16 protein-coding genes and 2 pseudogenes are annotated in these 16,695 nt (G+C 42.1%); 3 read left to right on the top strand and 15 right to left on the bottom strand.

Annotation, left to right across the window (positions count from 1 at the left end; all coding sequences use genetic code 11):
- Positions 1–316: 316 nt before the first annotated feature.
- The 15 genes and pseudogenes from CAG57_RS15385 to CAG57_RS15450 form a co-directional block, all read right to left on the bottom strand.
- Positions 317–1,456 (bottom strand): flagellin, encoded by a 1,140-nt coding sequence (locus tag CAG57_RS15385; RefSeq protein ID WP_099611571.1) that lies wholly within the window; start codon positions 1,454–1,456, stop codon positions 317–319.
- 422 nt (positions 1,457–1,878) lie between these two features.
- A complete protein-coding gene (gene flgL / locus CAG57_RS15390; protein ID WP_099611572.1) occupies positions 1,879–3,072 on the bottom strand; it encodes a flagellar hook-associated protein FlgL in 1,194 nt (397 codons plus the stop codon).
- Positions 3,073–3,084: 12 nt separating this feature from the next.
- A pseudogene (locus CAG57_RS16315) lies at positions 3,085–3,468 on the bottom strand (flagellar basal body rod C-terminal domain-containing protein); the annotation flags it as partial.
- A gap of 152 nt (positions 3,469–3,620) precedes the next feature.
- Positions 3,621–5,010 (bottom strand): annotated as a pseudogene (gene flgK, locus CAG57_RS15395) (flagellar hook-associated protein FlgK); the annotation flags it as partial.
- Positions 5,011–5,173: 163 nt separating this feature from the next.
- Positions 5,174–6,094 (bottom strand): flagellar assembly peptidoglycan hydrolase FlgJ, encoded by a 921-nt coding sequence (gene flgJ / locus CAG57_RS15400; protein WP_161427338.1) that lies wholly within the window; start codon positions 6,092–6,094, stop codon positions 5,174–5,176.
- A gap of 10 nt (positions 6,095–6,104) precedes the next feature.
- Entirely contained in the window at positions 6,105–7,190 is a 1,086-nt protein-coding gene (locus CAG57_RS15405; RefSeq protein WP_161427337.1) for a flagellar basal body P-ring protein FlgI, read from the bottom strand.
- 91 nt (positions 7,191–7,281) lie between these two features.
- Entirely contained in the window at positions 7,282–8,061 is a 780-nt protein-coding gene (flgH, locus tag CAG57_RS15410) for a flagellar basal body L-ring protein FlgH (protein WP_161431119.1), read from the bottom strand.
- 23 nt (positions 8,062–8,084) lie between these two features.
- Entirely contained in the window at positions 8,085–8,873 is a 789-nt protein-coding gene (flgG, locus tag CAG57_RS15415; RefSeq protein WP_099611577.1) for a flagellar basal-body rod protein FlgG, read from the bottom strand.
- A gap of 16 nt (positions 8,874–8,889) precedes the next feature.
- Complete coding sequence (locus CAG57_RS15420; RefSeq protein ID WP_099611578.1) at positions 8,890–9,639, bottom strand: flagellar basal body rod protein FlgF; 750 nt, start codon at positions 9,637–9,639, stop codon at positions 8,890–8,892.
- 232 nt (positions 9,640–9,871) lie between these two features.
- Complete coding sequence (gene flgE, locus CAG57_RS15425) at positions 9,872–11,176, bottom strand: flagellar hook protein FlgE (protein WP_161433770.1); 1,305 nt, start codon at positions 11,174–11,176, stop codon at positions 9,872–9,874.
- 28 nt (positions 11,177–11,204) lie between these two features.
- Positions 11,205–11,909: a flagellar hook assembly protein FlgD gene (locus CAG57_RS15430; protein WP_099611580.1), complete on the bottom strand. Its 705-nt coding sequence runs from the start codon at positions 11,907–11,909 to the stop codon at positions 11,205–11,207.
- Positions 11,910–11,925: 16 nt separating this feature from the next.
- On the bottom strand, positions 11,926–12,342 hold the full coding sequence (gene flgC, locus CAG57_RS15435) for a flagellar basal body rod protein FlgC (RefSeq protein ID WP_099611581.1): 417 nt from the start codon (positions 12,340–12,342) through the stop codon (positions 11,926–11,928).
- On the bottom strand, positions 12,343–12,741 hold the full coding sequence (gene flgB, locus CAG57_RS15440; protein ID WP_099611582.1) for a flagellar basal body rod protein FlgB: 399 nt from the start codon (positions 12,739–12,741) through the stop codon (positions 12,343–12,345). It abuts the gene before it with no gap.
- 423 nt (positions 12,742–13,164) lie between these two features.
- Positions 13,165–13,992: a protein-glutamate O-methyltransferase gene (locus CAG57_RS15445; protein WP_099611584.1), complete on the bottom strand. Its 828-nt coding sequence runs from the start codon at positions 13,990–13,992 to the stop codon at positions 13,165–13,167.
- A gap of 10 nt (positions 13,993–14,002) precedes the next feature.
- Positions 14,003–14,929, bottom strand: coding sequence for a chemotaxis protein CheV (locus CAG57_RS15450; protein WP_099611585.1), 927 nt, complete (start codon positions 14,927–14,929; stop codon positions 14,003–14,005).
- 80 nt (positions 14,930–15,009) lie between these two features.
- Between CAG57_RS15450 and flgA the strand changes: the two genes are divergently transcribed.
- The 3 genes from flgA (at position 15,010) to CAG57_RS15465 (ending at position 16,648) form a co-directional block, all read left to right on the top strand.
- Positions 15,010–15,753, top strand: a complete 744-nt coding sequence (gene flgA / locus CAG57_RS15455; RefSeq protein WP_161430622.1) for a flagellar basal body P-ring formation chaperone FlgA — start codon at positions 15,010–15,012, stop codon at positions 15,751–15,753.
- Between the two features lie 109 nt (positions 15,754–15,862).
- Positions 15,863–16,192: a flagellar biosynthesis anti-sigma factor FlgM gene (gene flgM / locus CAG57_RS15460; RefSeq protein WP_161427181.1), complete on the top strand. Its 330-nt coding sequence runs from the start codon at positions 15,863–15,865 to the stop codon at positions 16,190–16,192.
- 30 nt (positions 16,193–16,222) lie between these two features.
- Positions 16,223–16,648: a flagella synthesis protein FlgN gene (locus tag CAG57_RS15465; protein WP_161427182.1), complete on the top strand. Its 426-nt coding sequence runs from the start codon at positions 16,223–16,225 to the stop codon at positions 16,646–16,648.
- Positions 16,649–16,695: the final 47 nt, after the last annotated feature.

Genomic DNA, 16,695 nt, shown 5'->3' on the forward strand with positions numbered 1-16,695 from the left:
TATTGATAAAAAAGATCTGAACTCGATGGGAATTTAGGGGAGCAACACCAAAAATGAAGAAAAAATAAGCAATAAAAAATAAAAAAAGAAAGAAAAAGCCCCTTTTCCTTTGAGAGAACCGGGGCTATGGTAGGTAGCCATTGCCAATGTGGAGATCAAGAGAAATGAACACATTTAGGCTAACCTGAGTGTATGATTACTTTCAATCAGCAAGCAGGTGTATCTGAGAGAACTTACTAATCACCAATAATCACACTTTGCCAAGGTATCTTCATTACATACTCACGTCTGAGCTTATCAATGAAGAACCAGGGGACTACTGCAATAATGAAATTGCAGAGTTTGGCAACTGTTTTGCTTGAGCTAGAATGGAGGTACCAGCCTGTTGCAATATTTGTGCTTTGGTTAATTGCGTTGTCTCTTTCGCAAAGTCGGTATCTTTAATGCGACTCTTTGATGCTTCAACGTTTTCTTGGATATTAGCCAAGTTGTTAATACTGTGATTCAAGCGATTTTGCTTCGCTCCGAGATCGGCACGCTGTGAGTCAACGTATTTTAATGCTGAATCAATCACCCCGACGGCATTCTGTGAACCACCAACTGTTGTGATATTAATATCTTGCACCGTTGTTTTTTTACCAGGGCCGCCTTCTAACCCCAATTCGGTAGCCAACCCGCCCGAAATAGTCAGGTTACCTTCAATATTCGGTTCAGCGACAAAAATTTGCAGTTTTCCGTCTTCATCGACAGAAGCGGTAAGCTGATCAGTCTGACCATTAATGTAAGTGGCCACTTCTTCAATATCATCACCAGTTTTGACTAAAATATCGATGGCAACAGGTTCGCCAGCTTTATCAGTGAACTCAAACTTAAGATCATTAGCCGTTGATGGAACAGCCCAGTCTTTATTTTTACCTTCCGTGCTAATAAAAGACTGTCCACCCATCCGAAAATCATCAGCACGAATGCTGGTCAAACCCATAATAATCGCTTCACCAGAGCTTGAACCAATCTGGAAGGATGCTTCACCAAACGATCCATTCAACAGTCGACGACCACCAAATGAGGTTGTTTCCGCAATCCGGTTCAGCTCATCTTGCAGAGCTGATGCTTCTTCATTTAGCGCTTGGCGCTCAGATAAAGAGTTAGTTCCATTGGCAGATTGCAGAGCCAAGTCACGCATACGCTGTAAGATACTGGTTGACTCATTCATTGCCCCTTCAGCGGTTTGAGCAATAGAAATACCATCATTAGCATTACGCATTGCTACATCAAGACCGCGCGATTGCGCCGTTAAACGGTTTGAAATTTGTAAACCAGCGGCATCATCTTTGGCACTATTAATCCGATTACCAGAGGACAAACGCTCCATCGAGGTATTTAAATCGTTACTTGATTTATTCAAGTAACGTTGGGCGGTCATTGCCGATACGTTGGTATTTACGTTAATGGTCATACTTTGCTCTCCTATCGAGTTCGCAAGCCTTTGCGAAGCGGTCAGCTTTACTCTCTTGGAAGCACTGACCGTAAATCACTTGCCAAACATGCCTCTGGCATATTTAAAAACGGGTTGTATCAACTCTGATTTAAGTAATTCAATTTATATGCCAACTTTTCACCCACTAGGAATAATTAATTAACATATTGTTTTTAATGACCTTTTAAAACATTCTTTTTTTATAAAAGTCGCCCAAAAAGAATCACTGCAAAATTTACCGCCCATCTTGCCGCTCTTTTGCCGCTTTTGCTCAATCGAGCCTTTTCTTTCCATCGCTCTGTCCACTCCCCTAAACCATATAAACCGGTTAGTGACACTCCTGTTCTTTGGCACATATGGCATAGCACATATGGCAACACAAACCGTTACAAGTAGTTAAGTTACAAGTAGTTAAATAGCGTTAAATCTTTTGTTTTACCAAAAGCCAACTGTGAGGCCTGTAATGCCCGTGAATTTTCGTTAAATTCAATCACAGCCTGAGAATAATCTAAGTCTTCAAACTGACTTTTCGACCTCGCTAAGCTGATTTTAAAGTCTTCATGCTGGTCTTCTTGAATATCTAACGTACTGAGGCGAGCCCCCACTTCCGTTCTTGCTTTATTTAGATGAATGAAAGCGCTATGGAACTCTTCGGTGACTTGATGCAATTTTGCGGTATTAGACGCATCAGAAACGGAACCTTCTGATAAATCTATTGCCTGCTTAAACGTATCGAAAATACTAAATGTTTTACGCGGAGTGAGTGAAATAGCATCACCTGCCGTGATCTCTCCTTTAAAATGAATCGTCACACCTTGGTACTGGATACCCTCACGAGGATTCAGATCATCGACTGCAACGACTTCACCATTGCGCTCAAGTTGATAGGCAAAATTACCATTTTGTAGATCAACAAAAGTCACTTTATAACGGGCTAAATCATCAGGGTCCGTATTGGTTGCACGTTCCAGCAGTAATTCCGATCCATCACGGAGATCATAATCTGGTTCAAAATCACCAAATGGGTTATCAATATTCATAAAAATATCACTTCCCGGTGTATTAAAGGGAATTTCTAAGCTGCTGGATATTTTCATCTTCCGTTGATAATCATCACCGAAGTAACTGACATTGCCTGAATTATCACGGAAAAAAGGCTGATTTTTAGGCTTCGTCCCAGCAAAAATATAATTACCAGATTCATCTTGCACATTGGCTAAGTTGAAAAAGTTATTAGAAATTTCTTCAATTTCACGTGCTTTGGCCGCTCGGTCTTCAGGAGATAGCGAGCCATTGATCATTTCCATCACCATCCGCTTGGTTTTATCCGCGAAATCTTCTGTATTGGAGATAATGACTTCTTGGTGCTCTAATCGGTTACGTACTAACACAATGGCATCAAGGTATTGACGTAACTGCTCTTCTTGCTGAGTGACATTTTGAATGTAATGGGTTGCTAATGGATTATCGCCCGCAGAGAGTAACTTTTTACCCGAAGCGAGCTGTGCTTGATTGTGGTGTACTTTATTTTCTTGCCGACGAAGATCATTTTGTACGGATTGATAATTATGGAAGCTAGAAATACGATTGAGCATTTATCATCCCCCTTACCTTAGCTGTAAAATGGTATTGAAGGTGTCATTCGCAGCTTGCATGATGCGAGATGAAGCCATGTAAGCATGTTGAAATTTCATCATGTTCGCGGCTTCTTCATCCAAATTAACCCCCGATACTGAGGCAATTCTTGACTGTGCAGAATCTTTTTCTAGACGAGCGACATCGGTAAGACGTGAAGCGGTCGACAGTTGCAAACCAAAATCAGTATTTAAATTATGGTAAAGGCTAATAATGGTCGACTCATGATCGTTCATTTTCTTACTGGTTTGCAGATATAGCATGTTACGCAAGTTACCGTTATCCCCTTCTGCGGGGTTAAGGTTAGCCGTAAATTTATCATTGACGACGGCACCTCTGGTTAAGCTAAACTCTGTCGCTTGCCCACCTGGAGTTTGAGCTGGAATCACCACATTTAATGCCGCTTCACCAGGAGCAAATTGATAAGGTTGCGTTGCCAATAACTGTCCATTTTTATCAACGATACGGATTTCCATCTCATTACTTGTCTCGTCTGAACTTGGCAGAACATAAGCTTCAAACTCTTTGACATCGCCAACTTGCGCAATGGTAAATTTAGCGCTGCCCTGCGCAAAAGAGGTTGAAGCTTGATAACTCTGTGCGGCAATTTTTGTCGCGTCATTGGTTGCCATTTTGATGTCCGCGGCTCCATCACGAGTTGGGCGAATAATAACGCGTTCACCGATATCTGGTGGGGTATTGATCTGTATCTTTAAACCATTCAGTGAAAGGTAGCCCTGATTCAGCGTTAATGGTTTTTGCTGACCATCCGGTAAGGTGGCAATATAGCTACTGCCATTATATGACAGCGAAAACTCGCCACCTTTTAACTGGCTAAGATCATCGATATACACAGCAATGTCAGCGCTTGAGTTACTCGCCGTCACCACGCGTGATCGGGCGATAAACGCTGAATTCATATCACTAAAAATATTTTCTCCTACATTACCACGTAAATCCAAACCTTGGTTTTGTAGTTGGTTGATTTCATGGGCAAAGGAAATGGCAAGTCGACCAATTTCATCCATTAAATAGGGGATGTGCTCATCTCTCATCTCAAACTGAGCCGCCAATTTTCCCCCAATCTCTTTTTCTGAAATCGGTTTAAGGGTATTCCCTTCGACAATCGCTAACCGGCGCTGTTTTACATCAGGGTAACCATCGATCATTTTTAGTTGGCTGGCTTCGGTTCCTGATACCAGCGTATGACCACTGCCGATATGAATATTGAATCCTTCAGCATTTTTACGCGGCGTCACCGTCACTTTGGTGTATTGCGATAATTCTGATACCAATTTCTCATGCTGATCCATTAAGTCGTTATGCGGTCCCGGTGTTTTCATCATCAACCGTTGCACATCACGAATTTCTAGTGCCAGTTGGTTAATACGCTCAATACCTACATCTAACCCTTTATTAGTAATATCAAACTGACGACGTACCGTTTCATGAAAATCATTTAAATTTTGAGTAATTAATCCTGCTTTTTCTAAAACCACTTTACGAACCCCGACATCATTAGGGCTATCCGCGAGTGACTTTACAGCATCAAACCATTCATTTAAATTTTCTGGAATTTTTTTCGATGCCACCGAAGAAAGCAGTTTGGACAACATATCCAAATTTTCTTCGGTATCTTGCTTGAAGGAATAGTCAGTAGTGGCAAGGTTTAACTCTTTAACGGCAAATTGGTCCCAAGAGCGGCGAACATTTTCCACATGAACACCCATACCATACGTTTCACCACCGTATTGACGCGGTGGATTGGTACCTTGAATCACAGACTGCCGACTGTATCCCTCGGTATTTGCATTAGCAATGTTATGACCTGTGGTGTTGAGTTGTCTCTGAGCCGTTAATACGCTTTGCGCACCCAGATTCAGAAGATCAGACGCCATATTGCCCCCAAAAAAAACCGTAAATGCCAGTTCTGACTAGCTAACTACTAAATATCTAGCAATATTCAAGCCAAGAAAAAAAGCATCTAACTTCAAGAAAATAAAGGATAAAAATAATTGAGGGTTGGATGCTCACTTAAAATAAGCAAAACATCCTAGGCTGTTAGATAGAATTCATTTGATCGATTTGAGCTTTAACTCGTAACACTTTATCCGCATAGTGAGGATCTGTCGCATAACCCGCTTGATGAATGCCTCGGATAAAGGTTTCATTATTTCCACCATGCTCTAATGCTGTCTGATAGCGAGGATTACTGGCCAGAAAATGAGCATAGTCATCGAAACTCTCTTGGAATGTTGGGTAAGCACGAAACATTGCTTTTTCCATTACTGGTATTTGCTCATGATATTCCAGCGTTTGAGTGGCAACTCGCTCCCCCTGCCAACTTCGATCCGCTTTGATATTAAATAAATTATTACTGCTGCCTCGTGCATTAGAAACCAGTTTTTGCCCCCAACCAGTCTCTAAAGCTGCTTGTGCTAGTAGTAAGGAGGCATCAACACCGAGTGTTTTAGCCACTTTATCCGCATAAGGTTTTAACGATGAGACAAATGATTGAGGACTATCAAATGCATGCACACGATGATCCAACGTCGTTGTCGTCTCAACATGACTTGGACGGTTTTTCTCAGCTTCTCGCGCAGCTTTTACCCGTTGCATCGCGTCTGGAAAACGGTCATCCCCCTCAACATGTTTACCACCATCTGAAACAGAAAGCTGAGCAACGATCATATCGGCTAAACCAAGCGATCCTGATGCACTGAGCTCACTGATCATCTGCTCATCTTGCATTTGTCGATAAAAATCTTCATTTTGGCTACTAAAAAGTTCTGATTTAAAGGATGAATTCGCATCACGCATCGACTTTAACATCATCGAAGTAAAGATCGATTCAAATTGCCTTGCGGCTGCTGTTAATGCCTCTTTTTCTGCGCCGTCATCACCACTTACCGCTTTCTGGCGAAGTTTATCTAAGCTAGCAATATCATGAATAAAGCCAATATCATTCGCGTTATTAATCATCCTGAACCTCTTAGATAATGATCAGTTGACCTTGAATGGCCCCAGCATTTTTCAAGGCTTGTAAAATAGCCATCAGATCAGAAGGAGCCGCTCCAACTTCATTCACCGCACGAACCAGTTCATCTAAGGTAACGCCTGGCTCTAATTTAAACATTTTTCCTTGTTTCTCAGTAACTTCCATTTCAGTATCCGGAATAACTGCAGTATCTCCCCCCGCTAAAGGATTTGGCTGAGAAACATTCCAGTTTTCTTTGATAGCAACCGTCATGCCACCATGAGTGACCGCGGCAGGCTTTAAACGTACATGCTGTCCAACCACTATGGTTCCGGTTCGAGAATTGACAATGATCTTGGCAGCCATATCCGCGGGATCAAATTCGAGATTTTCAATCGCCGATAAAAATGCAACTCTCTGGCTCACATCTCTTGGCGCTCGAACTCGCACCGAGGTCGCATCAATGGCTGAGGCCATTTCTGGCCCTAAAAATTGGTTAACCGCATCAGCCATACGCTGTGCTGTTGTAAAATCAGATTGGAATAGATTAAAGGTAATAAAATCACCACGCCCAAATGGGGACGGAATTTCTCTTTCTACCATGGCCCCACTAGAGATAATCCCCACAGTGGGGTTGTTACCAACTAAGCTTGACCCATCGGCTCCAGTTGCACTAAAGCCACTCACCACTAAATTACCTTGTGCAACCGCATAAACCTGACCATCTAAGCCTTTAAGAAAGGTTTGTGTTAATGTCCCGCCACGTAAACTCTTAGCAGACCCAATAGAAGACACGGTGACGTCAATCGTCTGCCCTTGTTTGGAAAATGGAGGTAATTCAGCACTAACAATCACAGCGGCAACGTTTTTCGTTTTCGGTTTTGTTCCCTGCGGCAACTGAATGCCGAAATTTTGTAGCATCGCATTGAAGCTTTGATCGGTAAAGGGGGTTGACTCTCCTGTGCCTGGTAAACCGGTCACAAGGCCATATCCCACCAGTTGGTTACTACGGACACCCGCAACCTGAGCCACATCCTTAATACGAACAGCATGAGCGTTAGTGGCGACCAGCATCATTAATAACACAGTAAATTTTTTCATGGTGAGTCACCTTGCTCTTTATGAGATACCACGCTTGAGTTAGCGGTTGATCCTCGTTTACACAGTCAAAATATCGACTGAGCTATAACCCTTACAAAGAGACATTAAAAAATCGTGCCAAGAAACCAGGTTCTTGCATATCTTGATTGGTTCCTGTACCAGAATACTGGATACGGGCATTAGAAATTCGGTTAGATGCAATGGTGTTTTCTGCATCAATATCATCGGGGCGAATCGTCCCACTAAGACGAATGTATTCATCTCCGGTATTTAACATCAACCATTTTTCACCACGGATCACTAAGTTACCATTGGTCAGTACATCAATCACTTCAACTGTAATAGAACCTTTAATGCTGTTACTTTGATTCGCTTCGGCGCTACCAGAAAATTTATTATTGTTCTTTAAGGCATAGGAGAAGTTATAGTCGCCAATATTTAGCTCTTGACCGCCAACATTTAATGGATCCATCGTTGCATCGTTATTTTTGGATAAATCCGCATCAGCACTTTTTTCCGCTTTGGTATTCTCATTCAAGTTGACCGTAATGATGTCACCAATACCACGCGGTTTAGTATCATCATAAAGACTGTTCGCTCGAGCCAAATTAAATAACGAACCCGTTTCCGCTGCATAATGCTCGGGCTTAGCTTTAGGGTAAATCGGTGCCCAAGCCGGATCGCCAGCGACCGGGTCAGCACGATTACGCAGCGTATCCATAAGCCCTGAGCTTGTTTCTGAAGCTTTATCTCCTTCAACCGCATCAACCACAGTTGTCCCTTGGATAACATCCGCAGTCTCAACGGGTGGCTGTAATAAGCTACATCCAGAAAGAAAAGCAATAAAGAGTAAACTCAATAGATGTTTCATAAAGATAGTCTCTTAGTTAGTCATTACAGCTGTTGGTTAACAAAACTCATCATTTTATCCACGGCAGAAATCACTTTGGAATTCATTTCATACACACGCTGAGCTTCAATCATATTGACCAGTTCTTCGGTCACATTGACGTTGGAGCTTTCTAGCATTGATTGACGAATGTTACCAAGCCCATCCAACCCAGGGACTCCCTCTTGAGGATCGCCACTGGCTCCAGTGGGTAAATACAAGTTTTGTCCAACGGGCTCTAAGCCACCAGGGTTAATAAAATCGACGGTAGTGATTTGCCCCAAGACTTGGTTTTCTTGCTGACCGCGTAAACGAACCGAAACTTCACCATCATTACCGACGGTAATGGAAATGGCATCTTCAGGAATGACAATCTCTGGCTGAAGGGCGTATCCTGACCCTGAGGTTACAATAACGCCTTCTGCATTTAGCGTGAATTGTCCATTACGGCTATAACCAATATTTCCATCCGGCATCAAGATTTGAAAAAAGCCATCACCTTCAATCATCATGTCTAAACTATTATTGGTGGTTTGTGCATTGCCATTGGTATGAACTTTTTGCGTTGCCACCACTTTTGAGCCAGCCCCTAACATCAGACCACTAGGTAACTCCGTGTTTTGTGATGATTGACCACCCGGTTGATTAATATTTTGGTAGAACAAATCTTCAAAAACAGCACGACTTTTTTTGAATCCGACAGTGGAAGCGTTCGCTAAGTTGTTCGAAATAGTAGCAATATTCGTTTGCTGTGCATCAAGACCCGTTTTACTTACCCATAATGCAGGTTGCATATTAAATTCCTCTTACTTAGCTCATACGAAGCAAAGAGTCCGATGATTTATCCATCTCTTCTGCAGTGCTCATCATTTTGACTTGCATTTCAAACTGACGCTGTAAATCAATTAAGCTGGTCATTTCACCAACCGCATTGACGTTACTGCCTTCAAGAGCACCGGTGAGAATTTTTACATTCGCATCAGCTTCATATTCGGCTGTCGGTTCTTTAGACCGAAATAACCCATTAATATCTTTAAAAAGTGATTGATTATTCGGGCGAACCAACTTAATGCGATCAACAATTTCCATCGCATCCGCGGGAGCCCCTTGCGGACGAACAGATATCGTGCCATCGTTACCAATCTCAACTTTATTCAGAGGAATCGGCAGCGTAATCGGAGCCCCGGTTTCACCGAGCACTAGATGATCATTACCATTCAGCAATAAACCATTTTCATCAATCCGTAGATTACCATTGCGGGTTAACCCTTCTTTACCTGTTTTATCTAAAACAGATAACCAACCATCACCTTGAATGGTGATATCCAAATCTCGACCGGTGGTGATGACACTGCCTTGATCAAAGCGATTTCCAGGCCGCTCAGTCATACTGAATACTCGGCTAGGAAGCCCATCGCCATACGCTTGCATTGAACGAGCCTGCTCTAGATCTGCACGAAACCCTGTCGTACTGACGTTGGCAAGGTTGTTCGCTCTTAGCTGCATCGCCTGCATATTTTGTTTGGCGCCACTCATGGCAAGAAACAGAGCACGATCCATTCGGGGTTCTCCACTATCATCAATAATAACTAAATAAGCAATTAACGTACCAAAACATAAAACAATTCTAGATCAATAAGTTAGAGTTTTAATATGCAGATGAAGTGGCAACCCGGCAATACAGCGGTAAAGAATGAATGAGAATGGAAATAAAAAACAAAAGCTCGAACCAGTATCAAACCAATTCGAGCTGTGCCCTCTATTTGCTCAATGGCTAAAATTGAGCAAATAATTAGCGAATTTGTAAAATATTTTGTTGCAATTGGCTATGTACTTCAAGCGAACGAGAGTTTGCTTGGAAATTACGTTGGGCAGAAATTAAGTCGACCAGTTCTTGAGTCATGTCGATATTGGATTGCTCCAATACTCCATTACTAATGGTACCAAAAGAGCCTTTACTCGACTCGCCCCAAATTTTAACGCCAGACTGTTGCGTAGCATCCCATTGGGTGCCACCTTTTTTATCCAACCCTTGCTCATTGGCAACTCGTACCATGCCGACTCTCCCCAAAGTGACATTTTGTCCGTTGGAATAGGTGGCTAATACACTACCATATTCATCAAAATCAATTTTGGTTAAAAAGCCAGTCGTCGCACCGTCTTGATCAAACTTGGTGAGTTCAAAAGGAGCGGCAAATTGCGTCGCACCATTTAAATCAAATCCCAGTGTTTGACTCCCATCAGCACCATTTAGATCAATCGGATTCTCACCATCCCCAAGTGGGTTAGAGACAATCGGATTACCGCTGTTTAAGCTGGCGAGTGTACCATCATTATTAAATCGTAACGTATGTCCAACATGGCCTGAAGGTGATGTGGCATCACCATTGGCAATATTAATCGGTTTCTCACCCGTTTTATCGGTAACCGTGTAGTAAGTATTCCACTTATTATTTTCGTTTTGATCTTTCAAATAGTAGGTGGTGAGCTTATAGGGCTGCCCCATTGAGTCATAAATGGTCGAAGAGGTTGTTCGGTTATAAGTATCGGGATCATTAAAATCGAACAAGGCGGGATCTTTTAAGTCACCATTAGCAGGTAAATTTGCTGAAAGCTCAACATTGCCTGTTTGTTTAGGTTTACCAAATTGTGCTGGGATATTAATCGGTTTAGGCTCGTAGGAAAGAACTTCTCCATTATCTGGATTCACTTCATAACCTAATAAATATTGATCATTTGAGGTCACCATATAGTTATTTTTATCTAGGTGGAAAGCCCCGTTACGCGTTAATTCATTTTGCTGAGGAATCAAACGATCTTTAGCGACCGCAAAAAAACCGGTTCCAGCAATACGTAAATCCATCGGATTATTAGTATTAATACTTGAACCTTCATGAAACTGCTGCGCAACTTTATTCGCTTGAACACCTTGCCCAGGCGTTGTTTTCGAGTTGGTAAATAGTGATGTTGAGTAAACATCACCAAACTCAGCCCTTGACTCTTTAAAGCCATAAGTGTTGGCGTTCGCAATATTATTACTGGTGGTATTAAGATCTAACTGAGCGGAAGATAAACCACTAAGAGATATATATGACATGACTAATTCTCCTATCTAGCTAGCATGGTTATGCTTTGCCAACTTCGAGTACTTCAGCAAGTCGCACTGGTGATTGAAAACCAGCCAGATTGAGTAGTACGTTACCATCACCCTTTCCAAGCAGAACACTATTGACATTGGCGTAGGTTGATACTCCAAATTCAGCGTTCTCTCCGTCAAGTAACCCTGATGCTTTGACTTTATATTTGCCGTCCGGCAAGGGATTTCCGTTTTCATCGTTGCCGTCCCACTCAATGCGGTTATCACCGCCGAGTTTAGCTCCAGCATCAAAAGTACGAACTAATTGACCGGCTTCATTTTCAATGCGGATGAAGAGGTTTTCTACGGATTGCGGAAGCTTCACCATGGCCGCCATTGGGCCATCGGTTTTTATACCAGCAGCACCGGGGACTAATACATCGCGTCCAACCAGTGACGAGGCTTGTAAAGCTTGGTTTGAGGTCATCGATGAATTGAGATTCTCAAACTGTTCATTCATTTTTCCGATACCATCAACAGTGGCAAAAGAAGCCATTTGGGCAATCATTTGATCATTACTGACGGGCTTAAACGGATCCTGTTGTGCTAACTGTTTGGTCAGCAAAGAAAGAAAATCTTCTTGCTTAAGATCTTGTTTACCTGTGGTTTCTGTCGGCTTTTTCTGATCTTGCAGCGCTTTTAGCTGGTCGACATAGGACAATCCGCTTTGACCAATATTATTGATTCCGGCCATCTGCTACCTCCTACTCTTATTGACCCATCTGCAGCGTACGCAGCAGCATTTGTTTACTTGCATCAGCAACTTGTACATTCGTCTGGTATGAACGAGAAGCAGAAATCATATTAGCCATTTCTTCCATAACGTTAACATTGGGTTTATAAATATACCCCTCATCATTGGCTAAAGGATGAGCTGGATTAAATTCTGCAGTCAGTGGCTTGTCACTCTCCACAATACCTAACACTTTTACTGGAACATTCGGATCATTACGGTAACGGGCTTTATTTAATTCAGCGCCAAACACCGCATGCCGAGCTTTATAGGTTTCTTTCGCTGAGCTACTGATGCTGTCGGCATTGGCCAAATTACTTGAGGTCGTATTTAGACGAACAGACTCAGCACTCATGGCAGAACCAGTCACATTGAATACATTAAATAAGCCCATCTAGTTGCCTCCAGTAATTGCTTTAGTGAGGTTCTTAAACTTACTTCCTAAAAAGTCCAGCGAGGCTTGATGACGCAATTGGTTTTGCATAAATAAATTACGCTCCAAATCGACATCGACCGTATTGCCATCACCGGTATCGGGTTGAGTTGGCGTCCGGTAAAGCATTTCCCCTGTGACCGTTTTTGAGGCAGGAATATGCCGACCATCTGTTCGGCTAAGACTAATGCTTGCCCCTGAACTTGCCGCTTGCAATGCCCGTTTAAAGTCCATTCCTTTCGCTTTAAAGCCTGGAGTATTAGCTTGAGCAATGTTGGTCGCAATGACCTCAGCATTACGCTCACGCACACCAACCGTATGTTGATGTATACCGAGTGCTTTATCAAAAGAAATAGCCATGTTTGCCTCTTTAACTAAGAACTGACCGTGATTGGATTATTTAAAGCAATTAACATACCAACTTTAAAAACCTGCGTATCATGATCGGCTCTCGCCACTCACAATAAACACGCCCTATGCGTGCAGGAAGCCTTAACGCAAAATTTAGACCAAGTCATAGAAAAAGAATAGACAAAGAAAGAAAACCCGGAACAAGTCCGGGTCAATACGATATTAATTTGTTATATCCTTCCCACTTGAAGCTGCAGGGGTGTTGGCTACGTTCTTTCACCCCATGAGCATAGCCTGTCTATGCTCATGGGGATGATGAGAGCCATCCGTGGCGCTCACCAAAGGCCAACGGCTGTTCAAATTTGTTCCAGACAAATTTGTCACTCACTTGCCGCCTACCTGCAACTCCAAGTTGTTTGGATATATTCAGTATTATTTAAGTTTGTAAATGATACCTGGATTACAGCGCACCATATCAAATTTGTCGGTCAAGCCCGTCAGTGACTCTGATGCACCAAGCAATAAATAACCACCGGGGTTTAAACTACTGGCCATTTGATTCAGCACTTTAGCTTTCATATCTGGAGAGAAATAAATCAATACGTTACGGCAAAATATGATATCAAACTTACCCAATAGAGCATAACTTTCCATCAAATTTTGTGGGCGAAAATTAACCAAACGCTTAACGTTATCTTTAATCCGCATACGCCCATCTCCGACTTCCTCAAAGAAAGCACGTCGACGCTCTGGTGATAACCCTCGACCTAATGCTAAGTTATCGTAAATTCCAGCACGACACATATCTAACATACTATTAGAAATATCCGTGGCCGTAATCGATACACTCGGTAGCATGCCTGGTCTTTTTTGTTGTAGTTCAAGTACGGTCATCGCCATTGAATATGGCTCCTGACCGGAAGAACTAGCGGCTGACCATATTTTTAGTGGCCGCTTATTTTTGGCCATTTCGGGCAGTAAGCGTTCAGAGAGTACCGTAAAAGGATATGAATCACGAAACCATAAGGTTTCATTGGTTGTCATGGCATCAACGGCGGCAACACGTAGCTCTCGATTTCGCCCGGTCACGACATCACGCAGTAGATCGGAAAGAGAGCTTAACTTAAATTTGGTCACCAGTGGGCTAAGGCGACTTCTCACCAAATATTGCTTACTGTCTCCCAGTACGATACCGCACTGGGATTCTAAAAACCGACAAAAATCGCGATATTCTTGATCGCTGATAGTAATAGCAGTCATTCAGTTCTCTTTATTCTACTAATGCAGCTTTCACCGCATTGCCAAGTTCATCAGGGTTGAATTTAGCAATAAAGCTATTGGCTCCGACCCTTTCAACCATCGCTTGGTTAAATACGCCACTCAAGGATGAATGCAGGATTACGTAAAGGTTTTTTAAATCGTTATGACGGCGAATCTCTGCAGTTAATGTATAGCCGTCCATTTCAGGCATTTCAATATCAGAAATGACCAGACAAATCTGTTCATAAATACTACCTTCTTCAGCCATACTCAGTAGCTTTTCATAGGCATCTTTGCCATCTTTAGTCAAAATACATTCAAAACCAATCGACTCAATCGCTCGTTGTACCTGCTTACGAGCGACGCTTGAATCATCAGCAATCAAGATTCGACGGACTATCTGTTTTTCTTGCTCAGCTTGCGCGATCTCTTCGCCAATGCTCGAATTCATCGTTTCATTTACTGGCGCGATTTCTGCTAGAATTTTCTCTACATCAAGTATTTCAACCAATTCATTATCGATATTGGTCACCGCTGTGAGATAGTTGCCCTTTCCAGCTGCATCAGGTGGTGGTAGTACTGACTCCCAGTGCATATTAACAATACGCTCAACAGAGCTGACTAGAAAAGCTTGGATGGTGCGGTTAAATTCCGCAATGACAACAAAACTTTTATCGACATCAACCGTTGGACGGCCACCAACCGCGAGGCTCATATCAATCACTGAAACAGTTTGACCACGAATATGGGCAACACCTTTCACTAAACGGTGCAAGTTAGGCATGGCAGTAAGCTTAGGGCATTGAAGAACCTCTTTAACCTTAAAGACGTTAATACCATAACGTTGACGCCCGTTAAGACGGAAAGTCAATAGTTCCATTCGGTTTTGACCGACAAGTTGCGTACGTTGATTCACAGAATCAAGAATACCCGTCATAAGCTCATCTCCATCTCAAACTTTTTATAAGGAAAAGTGATAGTCTAAATCAGGCCACAAAGAAACCAGAGAAACGAACTATGTTTTCGAAAACCCGTTTATATTTACTTATCACTGTTAAGTGTAGAGCTTTCTACCACTTTTTTTATAACTCTATCGGCTTTTTATTATTTTTCTTTAGCCTTTGTGCGTTTTCCGCCACTTTAGAACAGATAGAACAGATTCAGAAAGCGGCTCAAGATCATGTTCTCAACACGGTAGATAAGCCGATAGGTGGAGAACTGGTTGTTAATGCGGCCAACATTGATGAACGTATTTTTGCGACAGATTGCCCAGAGAAATTAGACACTTCTTCATCGTCTTATAATGGCTCTACTAGTAATATTACTGTTCTTGTCGAATGTCCAGCCGACGGCTGGCGAGTGTATGTACCAGTAAGATTAACCATAACGGTTCCAATGGTAACAGCTCTCAACGCCCTTTCTCGTGGGCAAATGATAACAGAACATGATGTTACTATGAGTATGGTAGATCTGCTACGCTTTAGACGGCAAGGATTTTCCTCACAAGATATGGTTATTGGAGCAAAAACAAAAAAAAATCTCCAACTTGGAGATGTAATTAACCACAATGACATATGTGTAGTGTGTCGAAATGAAAACGTGCTGATCAGAGCAGTAAGTAATGAGATGAACATCACAACAAAAGGCACTGCTCTCTCTGATGGAAATTTAGGCGATCAGATAAAAGTGAAAAATGATCGCTCAAACCGTATAATAGATGCTCAAGTCAGTGGCATGGGTGAAGTCACGGTTCGATTTTAATTTATCGCTCGTGAGTGATTTATTTACCCTATGCTGAAATAAAATACTAAAGTTTTACTTTACTTCGTCGATATTGACGGTACCAGTTGATTATTTTAAAGGCTCTTTTATGGCAGGTATTGATAACATACGTTCAGGTCAATCGTTAACGACAACCAGTCGTGCACCTGCTCGTTCAGATACAAACTCAAGCTCTTCAAGCTCGACAAACACAACTAGCAAAACAAGTGTTGCACCACAACAAGATGCGGTTTCATTAAGCACACAAAGTAAAGCCATGGGTGAAATGCACAACGAAATGGCTGCTACTCCAAGTTTTGATAGTGCAAAAGTTGCCGCCATTAAAGAAGCCATTGCAAATGGCTCATACGTTGTTGACCCAGAAAAACTGGCTGACAATATGATTAAATTTGAACAAGAGCTAGGCGGCTTTAAATAAACGCAAATGTATGAACAAGGTGATTGACTAATGGCAACGTTAAAAGATTTAGTCGAATTCCAATTAAAAAATGCCGAACAACTCTCTGCATTATTGGATCAAGAAAAAATAGCAATTACCAGTCGAGTTTCTTCAGATATTGAAGCGGTTGCTAAGCAAAAGATCACCTTAGTAAATCAATTAAAGCAAACCGATCAGCGGATTTCTCGTCATCCGGATGTGAAAAGCCTGACTGAGGATGACGATTTACATGGCGTGATGAATCACATTCGTTCCATCATTCACGACTGCCAGCAATCAAACAATATCAACGGTGAAGCCTTAGCTAGAGCGCAGCTTAGTTTTAATAAACTCAATAACTTGATGCAGCAAAGCCATGGTAAAATTGGGATGACCTATAATGCAACTGGGCAAACACATACCATCTCAACATTAGGGACTAATCTAAAAGCGTAAAAATGGGTTCCTCCCATTTCATTTAAGCCTAAACGATGACGGTAAGA

Source organism: Vibrio sp. V30_P3S12P165 (assembly GCF_009904905.1).
Lineage (GTDB): Bacteria > Pseudomonadota > Gammaproteobacteria > Enterobacterales > Vibrionaceae > Vibrio > Vibrio fujianensis.

What these genes read in the sequence shown, in the direction of transcription:
- CAG57_RS15385 (WP_099611571.1), bottom strand. Translation starts at nt 1,456, where the DNA reads ATGACCATTAACGTAAATACCAACGTATCGGCAATGACCGCCCAACGT.
- flgL (WP_099611572.1), bottom strand. Translation starts at nt 3,072, where the DNA reads ATGCTCAATCGTATTTCTAGCTTCCATAATTATCAATCCGTACAAAAT.
- flgJ (WP_161427338.1), bottom strand. Translation starts at nt 6,094, where the DNA reads ATGATTAATAACGCGAATGATATTGGCTTTATTCATGATATTGCTAGC.
- CAG57_RS15405 (WP_161427337.1), bottom strand. Translation starts at nt 7,190, where the DNA reads ATGAAAAAATTTACTGTGTTATTAATGATGCTGGTCGCCACTAACGCT.
- flgH (WP_161431119.1), bottom strand. Translation starts at nt 8,061, where the DNA reads ATGAAACATCTATTGAGTTTACTCTTTATTGCTTTTCTTTCTGGATGT.
- flgG (WP_099611577.1), bottom strand. Translation starts at nt 8,873, where the DNA reads ATGCAACCTGCATTATGGGTAAGTAAAACGGGTCTTGATGCACAGCAA.
- CAG57_RS15420 (WP_099611578.1), bottom strand. Translation starts at nt 9,639, where the DNA reads ATGGATCGTGCTCTGTTTCTTGCCATGAGTGGCGCCAAACAAAATATG.
- flgE (WP_161433770.1), bottom strand. Translation starts at nt 11,176, where the DNA reads ATGTCATATATATCTCTTAGTGGTTTATCTTCCGCTCAGTTAGATCTT.
- CAG57_RS15430 (WP_099611580.1), bottom strand. Translation starts at nt 11,909, where the DNA reads ATGGCCGGAATCAATAATATTGGTCAAAGCGGATTGTCCTATGTCGAC.
- flgC (WP_099611581.1), bottom strand. Translation starts at nt 12,342, where the DNA reads ATGGGCTTATTTAATGTATTCAATGTGACTGGTTCTGCCATGAGTGCT.
- flgB (WP_099611582.1), bottom strand. Translation starts at nt 12,741, where the DNA reads ATGGCTATTTCTTTTGATAAAGCACTCGGTATACATCAACATACGGTT.
- CAG57_RS15445 (WP_099611584.1), bottom strand. Translation starts at nt 13,992, where the DNA reads ATGACTGCTATTACTATCAGCGATCAAGAATATCGCGATTTTTGTCGG.
- CAG57_RS15450 (WP_099611585.1), bottom strand. Translation starts at nt 14,929, where the DNA reads ATGACGGGTATTCTTGATTCTGTGAATCAACGTACGCAACTTGTCGGT.
- flgA (WP_161430622.1), top strand. Translation starts at nt 15,010, where the DNA reads ATGTTTTCGAAAACCCGTTTATATTTACTTATCACTGTTAAGTGTAGA.
- flgM (WP_161427181.1), top strand. Translation starts at nt 15,863, where the DNA reads ATGGCAGGTATTGATAACATACGTTCAGGTCAATCGTTAACGACAACC.
- CAG57_RS15465 (WP_161427182.1), top strand. Translation starts at nt 16,223, where the DNA reads ATGGCAACGTTAAAAGATTTAGTCGAATTCCAATTAAAAAATGCCGAA.